Here is an 18,742-nt window from a genome sequence, read left to right as displayed (position 1 = left end):
TCTTCCCATGGCCAACAATACCTGTGGTGCGCACGGCAGCCTGCAAGCCGGCGAGCGGAACTACGCCATCTGTCGGCTCGACGCGCTCGAGAAGCGTGGTTTCGCGCTCGATCGTCTGCCGGTGTCGATCAAGGTACTGATCGAAAATCTTATTCGGCGCGAAGACGGGGTGGTGGTTACACCGGAACAGGTAGAAGCGCTGGCCAAATGGGACGGAAAGCCCTCGAACCGCGAGATTTCGTTCATGCCGGCGCGGGTCCTGTTGCAGGACTTGACGGGAGTGCCGGTGGTCGCCGACCTGGCGGTGATGCGCGATGCGATAGCGCGACTGGGAGGCTCGCCCAAGAAAATCAATCCCCTTAAGCCGGTCGACCTGGTAATCGACCACTCGGTTCAGGTCGACGCTTTCGGCACTTCCCAAGCCTTCGCGACCAATGCGCGGTTCGAGTTCGAGCGCAACCAGGAACGCTATCTTTTCCTGCGCTGGGGGCAGGGCGCCTTCGATAATTTTCGCGTGGTGCCGCCCGACACCGGAATCGTACACCAGGTGAATCTCGAATACCTGGCGCCGGTGGTGATGACCTCGGGCGATGAAGCCTACCCCGATACCGTGATCGGGACTGATTCCCACACCACCATGATCAACGGGCTTGGGGTGGTTGGATGGGGGGTGGGCGGGATCGAGGCGGAGGCGGCGATGCTCGGACGATCGAGCCCCATGCTGATTCCTGAAGTACTCGGAGTTCGGCTCCACGGAGAATTGCGGCCGGGCGCCACCGCCACCGACCTGGTTCTGACTGCGACCCAGATGCTTCGCAAGAAGGGCGTGGTTGGAAAGTTCGTCGAATATTTCGGGCCTGGTCTTGCTTCGCTCTCGGTCGCCGATCGCGCGACGTTGGGAAACATGTCGCCCGAGTACGGCGCCACCATCGGGTTTTTTCCAGTCGATCATAAAACGCTTGAATATCTGAAATTGACGGGTCGCGCGCCGGAACAGGTCCGTCTGATCGAGGCGTACTGCAAGGAACAGGGGCTGTTTCACTCCGCCCAGGGGCACGAACCGCAGTTTTCCGACGTGCTCGACCTCGACCTCGGCGCGGTCGAGGCCAGCCTTGCCGGACCGCGCCGTCCGCAGGATCGAGTCCCGTTGCGCGGATCGCGAAGCAGTTTCCGGCGCGAGTTGGCCAAGGAAGTAACAGACCATGAGGGCATCGATCCGAAACGCATCGAAACCTGGATAGAAGAAAGCGGGAACGCTGCCGAGGCTCCCCACCAGCAGGTGTCGGCCGACTTAAGCAGCCTCACGCGGGTGGTGGATGTCGATCATCCGGACGGAAAGTTCGAGCTCGGTCACGGCTCGATCTTGATCGCCGCCATCACCAGCTGCACCAATACGTCCAACCCCTCCGTGCTCATCGGTGCGGGTTTGTTAGCAAAGAAAGCGGTAGCGCGTGGACTGACCGTGAAGCCGTGGGTCAAGACAAGTCTGGCACCCGGCTCACGAGTGGTGACGCGATACCTCAGGAGTGCGGGGCTCCTAGAAGATCTAGAGAAGCTCAAGTTCAACCTGGTCGGCTACGGATGTACCACCTGTATCGGAAACAGCGGTCCAATCGATGAGGGTCTTGCGGCCGCGGTCAAGCGGGGGAACCTGGTCGCGTGCGCAATCTTAAGCGGTAATCGCAATTTCGAAGGTCGGATCAACCCCGTGGTACGGTTCAACTACCTCGCCTCACCGCCGCTGGTAGTAGCATACGCACTGGCGGGCACGATGAATCTCGATGTCGAGAGCCAGCCACTGGGCCCGGGGCGCGACGGCGAGCCCGTGTATCTGCGGGATATATGGCCGTCCTCCGACGAAGTCGCCGAGCTTGTGGCCAAGTCGGTTACCACCGAGATGTTCCGTTCGGAGTACGCTCAGGTATTTGATGGCGACGAGCGATGGCGTACGCTCGCGGTGCCCAAGGGGGAACTTTTCAGTTGGGACGAAAAATCGGAGTACGTTAAGGCGCCCCCGTTTTTTGACGGAATCGGGCGCGAGCCCGGCAAGTTCTCTGACATCTCCGGGGCCTTCGCGCTCGCCGTGCTCGGCGACAGCGTCACCACCGACCACATCTCACCCGCGGGATCGATCGGCGCAGACGCGCCGGCAGGCAAGTACTTGATCGCGCGCGGGATCAAGCCCACCGATTTCAATTCATACGGTGCGCGCCGCGGCAATCACGAAGTCATGGTACGGGGGACTTTCGCGAACATCCGGTTACGCAACGAGATGGTCCCCGGTGTCGAGGGTGGATTCACGGTCCACCTGCCGGAGGGAAGGCAGACCACGATCTTCGAAGCATCCGAGCAATATCGAAAGGACGGGGTTCCGCTGGTCGTGATTGCGGGCAAGGAGTACGGCTCGGGATCGTCGCGCGATTGGGCCGCGAAAGGACCGCTGCTGCTCGGTGTGCGGGCGGTGATCGCGGAGAGCTTCGAACGAATCCATCGAAGCAACCTCGTCGGGATGGGCGTGCTGGCGCTGGAGTTCCTGCCGGGTCAAAGTCGTAAGACGCTGGGGCTTACCGGCCGCGAGGTTTATTCAATCAGTGGATTGGGGGCCGGGCTCAAGCGCCACCAACGGCTCACGGTGCGAGCTGAGGAACGCGGCCAGGCCAAACAGTTTGAGGTTGTCGCGCGGGTCGATACGCCCGAAGAAGTTGAGTACATCCGCCACGGGGGAATTTTGCCGTTTGTGCTGCGGGAACTGGCGCGCGCTTAGTCCACAACCTCGTGGGACTTGAGTTGCGTCCACCGCAGACTGCTAAAACCTTGATCCCTCCAAGACGGTAAGGGGGACCGAGCGGGCCTCCCAGTTACGCTGGAACCGGAGCAAGGTCGAGACGGACGCTGGCGCCGGTCTTTCGCTCCGCATAGCGCGTGAGGAGTCGGACCACGGCCGGGGTCACCTCGCCGATCGCTTCTGAGCGGAATCCGACCGTTTCCGGCCCTCGCGTCTTCATCATCCCGAGCATCGAGAGTCGCAGCAGCGCGGCGACGGCCTGGCAGTACCGGAACCGCTCGAAATCAAGCCGCGCCATCGCGTGGTAGAGCGGAACGTAGGTGGACGCGAACGTGGAACGGAGCGAATTGCCGATCAAGTTGTCGCGCATCCACCGGGGGTGTTCGAAGGCGGAAGAGGAGAGGATGGCCGCGGTCATCGCCGCGTCCAGATGGCGGTCGCCGACATCGGTGTTCACCCAATCGATCACGCCTTTGACGTGTACGCCGTCCACCAGGACGTTCAGCGGATGATAGTCCATGTGAACGATGGAAGGGTCCGCGACACGATATACTCCCGCGCGCCCGGCCAGGCGGCGAAGCGCGTCCTTGAGCCCGGGCAAAGGTCCCTTCTCCACCCGTTCTGTAATTACTGCAAGCGCGCGATCGAGAAGCGAGGTTCCCGGGGGAGTGGCTGAGGCCTGCAGCGAACGAGGAATATCCCGAACCTCGTAGAGTCGGGGATTGATTCGGTGAAGTTTCACCTGCGCTCTTACAAAGCCGAAGAACCCCAGCGAAAAGGTCTTGACCGCATGCGCGAAGCTGGTTGCGGAAAACAGCGGCCCGCCCCAAATTTTCTCCATGATCAGAAAGGGCGCGCCGAGTGCCTCGTGTGCAGCCTCATAGATATACGGACGCGGCACTAGGTAGCGCACCGAGTAAAGCCGCTCGATGACCCGGGATTCGCGCGAGCCTTTGTCGTCGGCCAGAATGCCTTGGTAGAAGCGCAACACCAGTGGGCGCTGGGGTGGCAATTCGGGGAAACGAGCCGAGCAACTCTCCAGCTCAAACTCGAAGACCGTCGTCTCCCACCCGCTCGCGAGTATTCGCAGACCTCCGATGGGCGCGTCGAGGTAGCGGTTCAGGCGATGAGCAGTTTCGGTTTCCAGCATGACGTTTGGTGCGGATGCGATGTTCGAAAAGGTAATATAGAGCGACATCCTGGCGCAACGAGACTGACATCGGTGTCATTACCGCTCGGGAGGGCGAGCACTATCAGTGTTGTCCGGGCGGCGGGGTCGCTTGCGGGAGGAATTGGCCGTGCTGCGACGGTACGGTTTCCGGACTTGTCGAAGGTTGCTCCAGTTCCGGAATCGGCGCTTCTTTGAGGCTCTCGTTGGGTGTAACGATGCCGCCGTGTTCAAAGGTCCTCTGCACGAGAGAGGACAGGAGGGGTCCCCGGGTGTTGGAGACGTTGATGGCCACTTCCACCGAGAGACCCAGACGCAGGGGTTTGTCTTCGGGAATGGCCTGGTCGAACACTACCTTGACCGGCACGCGCTGCACCACCTTGACCCAGTTTCCGGTGGCGTTTTCCGGGGGCAGCAGGGAGAAGGCCGCTCCCGTGCCCATGCTGATCGAATCGACGTGGCCCTGATAGGTGTAGCCGGGATAGATGTCGGCTTCGATTTCGGCTTTCTGACCCACGCGCACGTTTGTCAGTTGCGTCTCCTTGAAGTTGGCGGTCACGTAGAGATGCTTTACCGGCACAATTGCCAGCAGCGGCTCGCCCACCTGCACACGATGTCCCACGTGCGCGGTCTTGTGGGTTACGATCCCATCGAACGGTGCGACTATCTGTGTGTAGGTGAGATCAAGCTTGGCCGCGGCGAGGGCTGCCTCGGCCTGCTGGACTATCGGCCGATTGTAGCGCGAGTGATCCTTGCCGACCTCCTGACCCAAAGCGGCACGCGCTTGCTCGAGCTGATGGGCGGCGAGGGCTTTATTCGCATCCGCGACCTTGAGAGCCGTCTCCGCCTGATCGTAAGACTCGAGCGATGCGACTCCCTGGTCCTTGAGGGTTTTGGCGCGGTCGTAATCGACTTGTGCCATAGTGAGTTGGCTGTCAGCCAGGTGAACGCCCGCCGACGCCGCATCGACTCCGGAGTACATTTCGTCCACTGATTGTCGAGCGCGTTCGAGTTGAGCTTCCGCTTGGGCGACGCGGACCTGGGAATCGCGCGGGTCGAGATTGAGCAGGAGCTGGCCCTGTTTGACGGTCCAGTTGTCCTCCACATAAACGTCGATCACGGTCCCCGAGACGCGCGACGAAACCAGCGCCACGGTCCCATCGACATAGGCATCATCGGTGGAAACGTGGGAGACGACGTTCCGGTAGAAGTGCAGCGCAGGTACGATTCCCGCTACGATCACGGCAACAGCCAGCACCAACACGGCCCGGCGGAAAAACTGCGAACTCATTTTCTGTCAGGAGACCAGGGCAAACTCGGGTTCGAGGAAACAAACCATCCGTTCAAGTGGTCCCGTCCGGCTAAGTATGCTGAACGGCGAAGGCTGTCAATCGACCACGCTGGACGGCCGGTCAGTGCGGCCGGGGGCGCGGTGCGAAAGCGCCTAGGGCTGTTTAATAACGACGAAGGGACCTCCGCTGGCGGTCGCTATTACGGCACTGCCCCCGACCCCACTAGTCATCGCGATGGAAAAGACACCGAAGTTCTGGGTCTGTTGAAACTGTCCGTCCACGGTGCCGTTGGGCCCATCGAACAGAAACACCGCGGGGGCGCGCGTGTTGGTTACGAAGCCGATCGTCCTGTCTTCCACCAGCGCCTGAAAGCGCTGTCCGAGTGGGCCGTTGACGTAGATCCGCAGATCGGGAACCGCCTGGGGTGCCAGCGTGGTGAGGATGCCACCGGTTTGCACCGAAACCACACCATATGGAGCGGTCGTGGACTGCAGGCTGAGGATGACGCCGCCGTTATCGATCTCGAGGCTCATCAAGCTGTTGTCGTTGGCAAGTTTGGTCGCGATCATCCGCACCGGGGTCGCGTTGTTTACGATCCACACGTTGAGCGGAATCACGCCCGGCACGATCCACGATGAGTTTGCGTTGGAGATAGTCAGCGTGAATTGAGTACCGACGTTGCCGAGTACCTTGAAACCCGTGGAGGGAGGAACCGGGGGAGTGTTGCCCACAAATCCCCCGAAGCCGCCCAGGCTGTTATTGCAGGCCGCCGCGGCCATGCACAGCACTGCCGCCAGCGACCGAAGCATGGTGCGCGAAATCGTTTTACCCACTGAATCGAGAATTCGCATGATCGTGTGGCCCATCTTTAGAGTGACGGCTGGATTGTCGTGCCACACAGACCCGGGCAGGTTGCGTTGCCGACGTTGAAGCAGGTGGTCGGACACGGCGAGTTGGTCGCCGTGGGAATCGCCGCGGTCGGTATGGGAGTCGGCATTACCCCGACTGGCGCCATTGTGCCGATTGGTGATCCTTGCTCCAGGCGTTGCAGGAAGTAGTTGGGATCGGGCGGCGCACACAACGAATAGGTATTGCCTACCGAGGGCGCAGGGGTGGCGGGGCCGACTGCAGCCTGCATCAACTGGACGCCGCCTTTCGAGAGTTCCACCGTGGTGCCGCTGTCGGGGTTAGCCGCGGTACCCGCGATGCTGCCGTGACCGGTGCAGTCCATTGCCTCCGAAAATGGCGCGACCGTCGAGGTCGCGCACGCGGTAGGAGCCGCCGGCACGGCGGACTGGGTGATGATGGTATGCCCGGGATAGGGGGCGGGTTCGCCCAAGTAGAGATCCGCAGCTATCGCGAACAGGTCGAAGCTGGAAATCTTTGATGGCACGTTCAGCGAAAAATTCATCGTGCTCTGGCCGGTCTGGAACAAGAGCGGTACCCCCAAAGCAGCGACCAGATTGTTAGTGCCCGCCTGCTCTGCAAGCACCTGCACGTCGGTGCTGTCGGACGGAGGCGGAGCTCCGGTCAGCGCAACGGTGCCCGCTATGTAGGAAGTTGTCAGGGCAAAATCGCATGAGGGTGCGTCTACGTTGCTGTCGTCACAGACCCCGTTGTTGGTTCCCGAAGTTCCTCCCGAGGCCTGCGCTTGCACGATCGTGCTGTCATAGCCGGACGCGCTAATCTGCACGGTATAGTTGGTGGGCGCGCCGATCGGAACGTTGTTGAAGTAGTTCGGCGACTGGAAAGTGCCGGGCAGCGGATACCTTCCGCCGTTGTCGGAGTTCGCGAATCCGACGCTCACGCACTGTGACGGAGAGGTTGCGCAGTCTGCGGACGATCCGTCGGGCGCCTGCAGAATCTCCAGCGTCGCGCCCGAAATTGGTTTTTTGGTGCAGATGTCGGTTATTTGTCCCCCGATGGTCCCGACATTCTGATTGCCGATAGCATTGTTGAAATTCAACGTATAGGAGTGACCGGGAAAGACCAGCCCGCCGGTGGAGCTGGGGACGCCGCGGGCTGCTTCGTAGGTCGCCTGCCCGCCCGAAACGAAGAAATCATACAAGGTACCCAGATCCGCTGCGGCGGGCAGGAATAGCGAGTACTGCCCGTTGAGATTGACGACCGAGGTTCCCACGATGGTATTGGTGCCCGCCAGTTCGGCGGAGACCTGCAGGTGACGGATGGTGTTCTTGACCGTGGCATTGCTGGCGGCCGGGCCAACATTGCCTGACACCTGCGCGAGAAACTGCGAGGCGCTCCCGGGGGGTGGAGCGGTGGTTACCGCCACGACGTACGACCCGTTGGGGACGGTGGGCTTGGCGATGATCTGCAGATTCAACTGCAGGGGCAGCTGAGTGAGGGTATTCTGGGCGGTAGCGATCTGGCTCGGCGAGACGAACGAGATTGAGAGACTCGGATTCTGCAGTACCATAGGATACGCCACGCATCCTTCGATCGCGCCGCCGCCCGACGAACATATCGGAACGATAGTCCCGGGGACGCTTGTATCGAGAACGACCTCGACTGAGGAGTATCGGTCGGGGCGGATGCGAGAGGTGTTGAAAGTCTGGAACCTCCCCTGGCCGGCAATCATATCGATTTGGAGATCGCCCGGCTTGCCATTGATCCCGATTCCTACGCCCGCCGGCACCGGAATCGCGCGCCAATTGAGATCACTGTCGATCGGGATACCCTGATTCTTGGCGCCCGGGTGGGGCATGGGATTAAGCCGCACCGCACTCACATTAAGGAAGACGTTTTGCAGGCCTGAAGGCGGTTCTCCGCTTATCGTGGTGACAAATCCGACCTGGACGTTGGCGCTGGTGGGGCCAGCCGTCGGCGTTGAACTCGCAGCGAAACTGGTCCGCCGATACGAATGAAGAACCGAACCGAACACGAAAAACGACAGGATCACGAGCGGCGGTATGAGCGACAGCGCCGCCCACGACAGAGACAGCTTTTTCACGTGGAGACCATCAGCACACAACCAAAGTCAGGGATTTGGGATAACCTAAGCGGCACGCGAAGGCAAGAAAGCCTTTTCTTTGGATGGTTCGCTCGCGGTGAACTATTGACTGCATAAGGTCTTGATCCGGAGAATCAGTCTACCGATGAACGGGATCGCTAAAGTTCCGGCCGCGCCGGCGCTCTTCTTTGCCATCCTAGTCGCATTCCTGGCGTCTCCTACCGGCGCACTTGCGAGTCTGCAAATCTCGATCGGCAATCCCGGACTGGAACACTTCGATTCCGATGGCGGAGTGCAACTCGATTTCGGACTGACCGATTCCAACGGTAACCCGGTCGGTAACTTGCGACCCGACAACGTCAAGGTCTTCGAGGACGGCAAGCAAGCCAAGATTCTCGATTTTCGCGGAGTCGGGCAGGGCCGTCCGGTCGACATCGTGTTCGTGATGGACGTTACCGAGTCGATGCAACCCTACATCGACGCGGTCAAGCAGAACATTATTTCGTTCGCGCAGGACCTGGCCGCCAACAATCGCGACTATCGCCTCGGCCTGGTCACCTTTGAGGACTACGTCATCTCCAAGTATCCGGACTGCAACTGCCCCTATCGCAGCGCGATGACTTCGGACGTGCACCAGTTCATTGATTGGATCAGCGGACTACACGCGGGCGGCGGCGGAGACATTCCCGAGGACCAGCTGGATGCGCTCGCCTATGCCGCGTCGTTTCCGTTCCGCCCCGAAGCGGAGGGCATCATAATTCTGGTTACTGATGCACCGCCGCATCACGCGGGTGACGGTTCGGAATACACCCAGCACGATCAGGCGTATCACGATCATCACCCGGGCAATACTCAAGTAACCGATCTAACCGGCGACGCTACCGCGGCCCTTCTCAAGAAGAATGGCCTCACCTTGTACGCGGTGGCGCCGCCGCCGTTCATCGCCCCCGAATATCAGAAAATCGTCGATGAGACGCACGGCCGCTCCTACAACATCATCACAGAAGAAGGGCATTTCGCGGAACTGGTGCGGCAAATTGGACATTCAATCGCAACCCAGTATTCGCTGACCTATCGGACACCGCGGCCCATCGAAGACGGCACCAACCGGTCGGTGGAGCTGCAAATCGACTATAATGGCCAGAGCGCGACCGCGTCGACATCCTACCAGGTACGCGGAATCGGGGGGGCGGCAATCAATGTTCCCGAGGAGGAGGGCGCGCCGGGGCAGCCGGCCGAGGGAGTCGCGCTAAACCAAGTTTCCTTCAAGCTGTGGAACGGGGTGGTTCCGCTCATCGCGATCCTCGCTCTGTTAGGCCTCTCGCAGTTGCGGTTTGGAGTATCGCAGGAGGAACTCAAGGCGATCGTGGACGCACAAGCCGCGCCGCCGCCACCCGCGGTCCCTCGGGCAGTACCGCGCTCCGCGCCCGCCGCACCACCGCCACGCGCCGCTCCGCCCATCCCAATGGCCGGCGGGGGCGGCTTTGGGCCTCGTCTCCAGACCCTGAACCCGATCGCTCCGATCGCATCCGAATATGCCGTGCTCAAGGACGAGGTTTCATTGGGACGCGGAGAGGACAACGACATTGTCATCCCCCACGCAAGCGTGTCGCGCATCCATGCGCGCTTGCTCAAGCGCAACGGAGCGTACGAGCTAACCGATTTGAATTCGACCAACGGGAGTTTCGTCGACGATCAGCAAATTCGCAGCTCCACTGTGGTTTCAAATGGGAGCCAGGTCCGGCTCGGAGACATCTGCTTCGTGCTGCGTTATTGATCGCCTCCGAGAGCGCGCAGTGGCGGTGCAGAAGTTTGCGCCGCCGCGCATCTTTAGTAGTCCCGCGGCCCCCGACTAGTGGCCCGCGTTCTCCAGCGCCACCGGCGTAAAGAACGCGTTGTCTACGACGCCCATGTCGATGTACCAGCACTCGCGGTCCGGAGCAGTCGGACCGGGCATATAGGCCACCGAACTGAGAGAGGTCGTCAAATCTTCATCCACGAGCCCGAGCTGGAAGATTCGCTTGTACGGGTACACAGCGACCTTCGCATCGGGTATCGGCCGATCGCGATAGGTGTTGTAGGCAGCGAGGGTTTTCCAGAGCTTCCCCTGCCGGTCGTACTGGTCGGAGGCGGTGACGAACCATCCCTCCGAATCGAGATACAGGATTCGCTTCGAAATACTAAAATTCTGACCGGGCTTGGCATCGGCCTCTACCACGTAGAGGTGGCGCATCTCCCAATTCTCCGGGCATATGGTTCTTCCGCCATCGCTTTCGCATACTTTCTCGGGCGAGTTCTTGGCATGCACGCAAGCGAGCATGTTTTTGTCGCCCAGATACTTATACGTGTAGTCTCCCTCCTTGCCAGAGAAACCGAAAAACGAATCGGGATCCATGGTGCTAACGAGCGAGCTGGCCCCGCCCCCCGCCCCCGGGCCAGCACCCCCGGCCTGTCCCCCACCTCCGGTTCCACCGCCGCCACCGCCGAAGCCACCGATCATCCCGATGGCATCGGTCAGTGTGTCTACCGACTGCCGCCTGATGCGCCGGTTCAGGGGATTGAAGACCCAGGTGTTGTCTTCCTCCTTAGGATCGATATGGCGATATCTGAGCAACCCATACCCGCGCATCGTGGCGGGCTCCAGGAAAGGGTAGAAACCGAACCGATACCTGATACCGCTACGGGGACCGTCGGGATCGGTGGGAATCGGAGGGACCTCGATACGTCCGACATTGTTGTAGAAAGCGAAGTGGCCGGTGGTGAAGAAGCCTATGGGCTCCCCTTTTGATTCCGGTTTGTAAGCCGCGATTTCGGGAAAACGGAGGTCGGCATCGTCGCTGTACAGAGGCCGGAAAGAGAAGTCCCACATGATCTTGGTGGCCATCTGCGGGTCATTGGGATCGAGCAGGGGAAAAGGTTGTCCGGCAACATAGTTTTGCAGGGAACCGTCGGGCATCAACCTAACCTGCGCCTGATACTTTTCTGTCGCCGCGGTGTAGGGCGGCGGCCACTCCAGCTTTTCGCTCGGGATGATGTCCATCTCCATGCCCTGCTGGACCAGGATATAGTTGCCAGGGCTGACCAAACCTTGGACTTTGGTAGCGTTTTGCTTGGTAATTACGTCGCCGGGTTTTACTTCGGCGCGAAGCGCCGCAGGTGCGGTGAGCACAGCAATCAATCCCAGCAGAATCGCGAATCGGGCCAATCGCATCAGTTTTCTTCTCCTTGCTTCAGGGCAATCTCCGGCAAGTATTGCGGCGCTAGCCATTCAGCCTACGACCGTCGGGCTCAGATTTCCCAGGCGCCCCATTGATCGAGTCGCCACTCAACTCTTAATCTCTACTGTACCTGTTTTCGAAACGTCCCTGTTTTTGTATAGCGATAACGTACAAACTACAGCGAGAAATATCAACTATGAAACAGACGTTGGCGACGGGCGCCAGATTCACGATGATCGTCGCCCTGGCGGCAATTGTAGGGGCGACCGCGGCGCATGCGCAGATGCCGCCGATGGGTATACCGCTGACCACGACCCTGGTCATCGCCAAACCCGCACCGGACGAGCTGTTTGGCAACAAACAGATCATCACCTTGGGAGTTGGTACCAAGGAATACAAATTCTTGCTTAACGACGCCTACATCGACGATCCCGGCGGCCGGATCCAGTGGCCGGACGTCTGGCAGCAGGTGCGAGTCTACCGGCCGAATTTCGTGATGCAGGGGCCCAACGTCAGCATGATCGAGAATCTCAACCCTGGCGACATCGTTACCGTCAAGGGGATGTATGCGCCGCTCGATCGGACCTTTGAGGTCATGTTCATCCAGCCCGGAAAGGGTGCGTTCGAGGAGAAAAAGACCTACTAAGCTTCGTGGACACCCAATTCGTGGCCATTCGCCCAGGCGCCGCGTTGTGCCACGCGTCGCCGCTGATATACCCTGACGAAATCAGGGTCTCTACAATTCACAATGAAGAAGCTGACTGGAGCTCAAATCGTCATCGAAAGCCTCATCGCGGAGGGCGTGGACGTAATTTTCGGTTATCCGGGCGGCGCTATCCTGCCAACCTACGATGCGTTGCTCGATTCCAAGATAAAGCACGTCCTGGTTCGGCACGAGCAGGGCGCGACCCATATGGCCGAGGGCTACGCCCGAGTGAGTGGGCGCCCCGGGGTGGTCATCGTCACCTCTGGCCCCGGCGCCACCAACACCGTCACCGGAATTGCGGATGCGTATATGGACTCCACTCCGCTCGTGGTGCTCTCCGGGCAGGTGTCGACCTCGCTCATCGGAAATGATGCGTTCCAGGAGGCCGATTTCGTCGGGATTACGCGTCCCTGCACCAAGCACAACTACCTGGTGAAGGACGTCCGCGACGTCGCGCGCATGATCAAGGAAGCCTTCTACATCGCCGGCACCGGGCGTCCGGGTCCGGTCGTGGTCGACCTGCCCAAGGACGTTCAACAGGCCGAGCATACCTTCAAGTACCCCGACAAAGTGGAACTTCGCAGTTACAAGCCGACCATGCGAGGTAACCCGCGGCAGATAGAACGCGCGGTCGAGGCGATCGAAAAGAGCGCGCGGCCACTGCTCTACGTCGGTGGCGGAGTGCAGTGGTCGGGTGCGGCCGCCGAGCTGCGCGAGCTCGCCAAGGGTCTTGGCATTCCGGTAACTGAGACCTTGATGGGACTCGGCTCGATGCCCGCGTCGGATTCGCTGCGCCTCGGAATGCTCGGCATGCACGGTTCGTACGGCACCAACACGGCGGTCACCAATACCGACTGTCTGGTCGCAATCGGCGCTCGCTTCGACGACCGGGTTACCGGACGCATCGCGGATTTCGCGCCCAAGGCCGAGACCATTATACATCTCGACATCGATCCGTCTTCGATTTCGAAGAATGTGCGGGTGGACGTGCCAATCGTCGGTGACATCAAGACCGTGCTCGAGGACATGCTGCGCACGATCAAGGGGCGCGAGAGTATCGCGCGCCGGCGGTCGGAATGGCAGAAGTGGCATCAGCAAATCCTTCAGTGGAAACGCGAGAAGCCGCTTTACGAAAATGGCAAAGGCGGACGCAAGGATGGCTTGGTCTCGCCGGTCCAGGTCATCGACGAACTGCACACGATCACGAAGAGCGATTGCATTATTGCGACCGATGTCGGGCAGCATCAGATGTGGGTCGCGCAGATGTTTCCGTTTGAAAACCCGCGTTCGTGGCTGACCTCGGGCGGACTAGGTACGATGGGCTACGGACTTCCTGCCGGAATCGGCGCGAAGTTCGCCGCGCCCGACAAGACCGTGGTTGTCGTCTCGGGCGACGGCTCGATCCAGATGAATATCCAAGAGCTCGGGACTGCGGTGCAGTACGGCGTGGATATCAAGGTGATCATCCTGAACAACTACTTCCTCGGGATGGTTCGTCAGTGGCAGGAAAAGTTCTACCACGAACGTTATTCGTACTCCGCCATGTCGGTGCCGAACTTCGTGAAGCTGGCCGAGGCTTACGGGGCGAATGGCTTTCGGATTGAAAAGGCGGTCGATCTGCCGAAGACGATGAAGGAAGCCTTCGCGACTCCCGGCCCGGTGCTGATTGACATCGCGATTCCCAAGGATGAGGCCGTGATGCCGATGATCCCTCCGGGAGGCTCGATGTCCGAAATGCTGTTTGCCTGAGAGCGTGAGGCCCGCTTTCGAGGAACGCAAGCTTTTTCGAGACGCAGGTAGAGGTAGTGCCCTAGGGGGCGATTGGATACTTCGGCGCCAGCGGCGCGGTGTTCGATAAGCTGGCAGGAAGCGCCAGGAATCTCGGCTTGATCGCCGTTGCGCGCCAGTCTCACCCCGGGGCGAAAATCAAAGCATCGCGCGAGCAGGCAGCACGGGGCGCTATCGGCTCGGCTGGAACAGGAGAAAATCATGGCGCGCGTTCCATATCTGAATCGCGAAGACCTCTCCGAAGCGGACCGTGACATTTTCGACAATCTGGTCGCGGAGCGCGGCCAGCCGGTCGGGAATATCTTCCGCACCCTCGCGCACACCCCGGGATTGCTCCGCCGGTTCCTCGCGCTGGGTGGCGAACTACGCAACCAGACCGCGATCGACCCAAAGCTGCGCGAGCTTGCCCTCCTGACCGTTGGCCGAATAGCCAGTGCGGAGTATGAGTTCGTCCATCATTGGAATCTCGCGCGCCGGGTTGGGGTCAGCCGCGAAAAGCTGGAAGCGCTCGCGGATTGGGAACGGTCCGCGGTCTACAGCGACCAGGAGCGCGCCGTTATACGCTACGCTGCAGAAGCGACCACCGACGTACAAATCCGGGACGCTACCTGGAACGCGTTAAAATCATTCATGGACACCCGCACGATTATGGAGTTGGTGCAGAACGTGGCGTTTTACAACATGGTCGTGCGCGTACTGGTTCCGGCCCGCGTCGAGCTGGAACCGGGCGTCAAGAAGCTCTGAGCGAAAGCCTTCGGTCAACGCAGCTTGCTAATCGTTGACCCCCATTTGACATTCCGATCGTTCAGGTGCGAAAAGTCGCCACAGGCGCATTGCGCTTACGCATCAGGGGAGGTGCCATTCGATGGCCGAGTACGACACCCTAATACGCGACGGAATGATCATTGACGGGACCCGGATGCCGCGCTTTCGCGGCGACGTCGGAATCAAGAATGGTCGTATTGCCAGGATCGGCCGGATTCGTCCTTCCGAAGCCACCCGGATTGTCGACGCTTCCGGGATGGTTGTCGCGCCTGGTTTTGTGGATCTGCACACTCATTATGACGCGCAGCTCTTCTGGGATCCGTACTGCTCGATCTCAAGCTGGCACGGAGTGACGTCGATCGTCATCGGCAACTGCGGCTTCGGCTTCGCCCCCGTGCGTGCGGATGGACGCGAGCGCGCGATGCTCACCATGACGCGCGTGGAGGCGATCCCGTACGCATCGATGAAGACCGGCATGCCCTGGGATTGGACCACCTTCCCCGAATTTCTCGACAGTATCGAGCGCCATCCGAAAGCGTTGAATATTCTCCCTTACATGGCGGTGTCACCTCTACTTACCTGGGTGATGGGGCTCGACGAAGCCAAGTCGCGCCCGCCGACCGAAAAAGAGGAACGGGAAATCTGCCGGCTCCTCGATGAAGCGATGGATGCCGGAGCCTGCGGATGGTCAGCGCAGCGGCTCGATCCGAACGGACCCGCCTGCGTGCAGCGCGACTTCGACGGAACCCCGATGGTGTCGGACCTGATGTCGGATGACACCTGCCTCGCGCTTGCCCGCGTGTTGGGACGACGCAACGAAGGGTTCATCCAGATGACCCTGGCAAGTGGGAACCCGGAGCACGACCTGCGTCACTTCGAGCAGCTGGCTGCAGTGAGCGGGCGCCCAGTCTTGTTCAACGTCGTGCAGCCGCGTGACAGCCTGCCCTTCGTGCATCGCGCAAACATCGCGTGGCTCGACAGCTGCCGCAAGCGCGGGCTCCGCGTCTACGGCCAGGGGGTCACGGTCGACACCGGTATGGCGTTCACCTTCGAGAACTGGAACCTGTTCGATGAATGTGCAGCGTGGGCTGAGGCGACCACCGGCAACGTCGAGCAACGCAAGAACAAGCTTTCCGATCCTGCACGACGCGAGGCGCTGCGCGCGCCCATGCCGCGCGTTATCACTGATCAATTCGATTCGATTTTCATTACTACCGCCGAGCGAGCTGAACTCAAGGAGTACGAAGGCTTAACCTTGCGCGAGCTGGCAGAGCGCACCGGCAAGCACCCGGTGGACGCCATGCTCGACGTTGCGGTTGCCGACGATCTGCGCACCGAGTTCTACGCCCCAGGCCCGAACCAGAACATGGACTTCCTAAAAGAGATGCTCGACTACCCGTGGTTGATTCCCGGCGTATCGGACGGGGGCGCGCACACGAAGTTCTTCACCGGCGGCCAGTATCCGACCGACATGCTGGAGCGGATGGTCCGCGAACGCGAAATGTTGAGCCTTGAGGAAGCACATTGGCGCTTGAGCGCGCTGCCCGCGCTGTGCGCTGGGTTCCGCGATCGCGGCTTCCTGCGCGAAGGCGCGCCGGCGGACGTGGTAGTTTACGACTTCGCGAAGCTCCACGTACGACCCATGGAGATCGTGCATGATCTGCCGGGTGGAGAATGGAGACGTGTGCGAAAGGCCGAGGGGTTCCGTTCGATAATGGTCAACGGTCAGGTGACGATCGAGAACGATCGGGAGTCGGGAGCCTATCCCGGCCGCCTGCTTCGTCATGGCGCTGCGTAGGCGGTCGGGCAGAAATCACAAGCTTCCGAAGTCGGCGGCCTTGAAGTCTCTGCCGTTGTGGTTTTCTCGCTAGATCGATTTCCGCATCGCGCCACTGTAAAATCGCCGGCGCGTGTGAGGGCGCGCGTCGGTTGCGGGTGAGGATCTCAGCGCCATTCCTGAAAGTCCCGCGCCAGCCAGCGTTGCCTGCCGAGATAGTGAATTCCGCCGTTGCCAGGCTTCGAACAGCCCCTTCTCAGAGAACGGAAAATGACCGATCATCTTCACGATGGCTGGTAAGCCGCGTGACTACTTTCAGGAAGGGATCGATCTCTTCAACGCCGGTCAGTTCTTCAAATGCCATGAAGCGTGGGAGTACGTGTGGAATCGATCCGAAGGCGACGAAAAGCTCGCGATCCAGGGGCTGATTCAAGCCGCGGTAGCGATCCTCCACCTCGAGCGCGGAAATCACGAAGGTGCCGAGTCCCTTTACGCGAAGGCTCGCGCCAAGCTGGATCCGTTGCCGGACAATTTCAGGCAAGTTGCAATCGCTGAACTGCGTCAATCGCTTGAAGAGTTCTTCATGTCTGCGCGCGCAGCCAACGCAGCCGCCGCGCGCCCGCGGATCCGTAGAATTCGACCTTGATCGTTGTGAGGCGGGGCTCCGACTAACTCGCCTGCGACGGCACCTCCCTTTTCGGTATTACCGTCAATAGCGTTGCTAGTCGCGCCCATCGCTGCCCCAGCTGTCGCTCCCGCACCGCTCCTCCTCTCGGCGCCCGCTCCGCAGCTGACCGAGTTATCGCCTTGGGCGCGCTGCATGATCGAAGCCAGTCTGATTAGTGGCCCCGTCTCGGCACTCCGGTTTAATTCGTCAGGACCGAGTTCTTCCGTCCCGAACATGCGACCTCACTTCCATGCGATCATTTGTCGATACGCCTGACTCGTGAGGGGCCAGCCCTCGGTCCCAAACCCTGACCTTGGGACACGCAGCGTTCCTCGGAATGGATCAAGCCCCTGCGTAGGGTCCATCCGCTCCTTCGCCAACACCTTCATGCAGCCAACAATAATCAAGCCAATCCGGTTATCCGTCGAGATCGCAACTGTGACGGCAGATGTACGCCAGGTGCTGCTCCTGTAAACAACGGAGTCGTTACGATTGTGGCTATGCGCCCAATCGTGTCCCCTTCAGCTCCACTACTCACTTCATCTTCTCTATGTAGAGAAGGTAATCGTGGCCGCCAGATGGAGTTTGACGCGCTTGCATTTCGTGCTCGAACAATTCGAGATCAGCAGGTGTCCAATCCGGCGTTAATCAAGCCCTTAAGCTTGTTGGCCAGCGGCCAGCTGTTGGTGTGCCGAGAGTTGGCGGGCAGTTCACCTGCGATGGCTCTTATCCGCACGACCAGTCGATCGTGGCGCAATTTACCGCCGCTGCGATCTGAAAACCGCTACTGCGAGGTCAGAACGGGATATCCTCGTCGTCCATCGGTGGCAGGTCGCCGCCACCCGGTTGGCCCACGCCACCGCGGCCGCCGCCCAAGTCCCCGAGGTCATCGGCTCCCGCGCCGGCCCGTCCACCCAAGAACTGCACGCGTTGAGCCACGATGTCGGTTACGTAGCGTTTGCCGGTCCCGTCTTTGGCTTCATAGTTTCGATATGAAATTCGCCCCTCCACAAAAACCTGGCGGCCTTTTTTGAGGTATTGTCCGCAGAGCTCCGCCTGCTTGCCGTAGACAACGATGTTGTGCCAGTCGGTGCGCTCCTGCTTGGTGCCGTTGCGATCGGTGTAATTTTCGCTGGTCGCGATGGAAAAGTTTGCCACGGGGTTGCCGGACGGTAGGTAGCGGACTTCGGGATCTCGTCCGAGATTGCCGATCAAAAGAACCTTGTTTACGGACATGCGCGCCACCTCCTCGGCTGAAGCTATTCTCAGGTTTATGCATAGGCAAGCGAGTCACTGCGAGCCTTTGCACAGGCGTCGCATCAGGTGGAAACCTAAAGGACCACGTGCAGACTGGGGCAAAAGGTGAACTATGCCGGAGAACCTGGCCCGATACGCGACCCCTGGTTGAACTGGGGACGATCGAAGTGCGCAAGATCGCGTAGAACAGTGATGCGCTGCAGCGCACTCTGATCTTCGACCCGATTCGCCTCATCGACCGCATCGAGCCCTCGGACGATCGCTGCTTGAAGCTCGCCCCGGGGCCTATTCGGTGTCGTATCGAAGACTCACTGCGTCTTTCTGACCGCCGAGAGCGGGCCGTGACCC

The 18,742-nt window shown here is 60.4% G+C and carries 13 protein-coding genes; 7 read left to right on the top strand and 6 right to left on the bottom strand.

Going from position 1 to position 18,742, the window contains the following annotated elements:
- The first annotated feature begins 7 nt into the window (after positions 1-7).
- Entirely contained in the window at positions 8-2,764 is a 2,757-nt protein-coding gene (acnA, locus tag VGI36_08660) for an aconitate hydratase AcnA (GenBank protein HEY2485207.1), read from the top strand.
- 94 nt (positions 2,765-2,858) lie between these two features.
- Here acnA and VGI36_08655 read toward each other — a convergent pair whose 3' ends face one another.
- The 4 genes from VGI36_08655 to VGI36_08640 all read right to left on the bottom strand — a co-directional run bounded on the left by VGI36_08655 (position 2,859) and on the right by VGI36_08640 (position 8,216).
- Entirely contained in the window at positions 2,859-3,983 is a 1,125-nt protein-coding gene (locus VGI36_08655) for a phosphotransferase (GenBank protein ID HEY2485206.1), read from the bottom strand.
- Between the two features lie 55 nt (positions 3,984-4,038).
- On the bottom strand, positions 4,039-5,244 hold the full coding sequence (locus VGI36_08650) for an HlyD family secretion protein (GenBank protein ID HEY2485205.1): 1,206 nt from the start codon (positions 5,242-5,244) through the stop codon (positions 4,039-4,041).
- A 153-nt stretch (positions 5,245-5,397) separates the two neighbouring features.
- The gene (locus tag VGI36_08645; GenBank protein HEY2485204.1) at positions 5,398-6,054 is read right to left on the bottom strand and encodes a hypothetical protein; all 657 of its coding nucleotides are present in this window, start codon (positions 6,052-6,054) and stop codon (positions 5,398-5,400) included.
- Between the two features lie 59 nt (positions 6,055-6,113).
- On the bottom strand, positions 6,114-8,216 hold the full coding sequence (locus VGI36_08640; protein ID HEY2485203.1) for a hypothetical protein: 2,103 nt from the start codon (positions 8,214-8,216) through the stop codon (positions 6,114-6,116).
- Between the two features lie 145 nt (positions 8,217-8,361).
- On the opposite strand from VGI36_08640, the gene VGI36_08635 reads away from it, so the two are divergent.
- On the top strand, positions 8,362-9,993 hold the full coding sequence (locus VGI36_08635) for an FHA domain-containing protein (protein ID HEY2485202.1): 1,632 nt from the start codon (positions 8,362-8,364) through the stop codon (positions 9,991-9,993).
- A 75-nt stretch (positions 9,994-10,068) separates the two neighbouring features.
- Here the strand turns inward: VGI36_08635 and VGI36_08630 are convergent, their stop codons facing one another.
- Positions 10,069-11,427, bottom strand: a complete 1,359-nt coding sequence (locus VGI36_08630; protein ID HEY2485201.1) for a DUF1329 domain-containing protein — start codon at positions 11,425-11,427, stop codon at positions 10,069-10,071.
- Between the two features lie 203 nt (positions 11,428-11,630).
- Here VGI36_08630 and VGI36_08625 point away from each other — a divergent pair, with 203 nt between their 5' ends.
- The 5 genes from VGI36_08625 (at position 11,631) to VGI36_08605 (ending at position 17,116) form a co-directional block, all read left to right on the top strand.
- On the top strand, positions 11,631-12,080 hold the full coding sequence (locus VGI36_08625) for a hypothetical protein (GenBank protein HEY2485200.1): 450 nt from the start codon (positions 11,631-11,633) through the stop codon (positions 12,078-12,080).
- A 102-nt stretch (positions 12,081-12,182) separates the two neighbouring features.
- A complete protein-coding gene (ilvB, locus tag VGI36_08620; protein HEY2485199.1) occupies positions 12,183-13,889 on the top strand; it encodes a biosynthetic-type acetolactate synthase large subunit in 1,707 nt (568 codons plus the stop codon).
- Positions 13,890-14,129: 240 nt separating this feature from the next.
- On the top strand, positions 14,130-14,672 hold the full coding sequence (locus VGI36_08615; protein ID HEY2485198.1) for a carboxymuconolactone decarboxylase family protein: 543 nt from the start codon (positions 14,130-14,132) through the stop codon (positions 14,670-14,672).
- A gap of 121 nt (positions 14,673-14,793) precedes the next feature.
- Positions 14,794-16,491 carry an amidohydrolase family protein gene (locus VGI36_08610; protein HEY2485197.1) on the top strand — a complete coding sequence of 566 codons (1,698 nt, stop codon included), beginning with the start codon at positions 14,794-14,796 and terminating at the stop codon, positions 16,489-16,491.
- A 268-nt stretch (positions 16,492-16,759) separates the two neighbouring features.
- Positions 16,760-17,116 carry a DUF309 domain-containing protein gene (locus VGI36_08605; protein HEY2485196.1) on the top strand — a complete coding sequence of 119 codons (357 nt, stop codon included), beginning with the start codon at positions 16,760-16,762 and terminating at the stop codon, positions 17,114-17,116.
- A gap of 816 nt (positions 17,117-17,932) precedes the next feature.
- Here the strand turns inward: VGI36_08605 and VGI36_08600 are convergent.
- Positions 17,933-18,373: a single-stranded DNA-binding protein gene (locus VGI36_08600; GenBank protein ID HEY2485195.1), complete on the bottom strand. Its 441-nt coding sequence runs from the start codon at positions 18,371-18,373 to the stop codon at positions 17,933-17,935.
- Positions 18,374-18,742: the final 369 nt, after the last annotated feature.

Source organism: Candidatus Binataceae bacterium (assembly GCA_036495685.1).
Lineage (GTDB): Bacteria > Desulfobacterota > Binatia > Binatales > Binataceae > JAFAHS01.
Note: the sequence above shows the minus strand (reverse complement) of the source record. Positions and strands in the feature narration are given on the sequence as shown.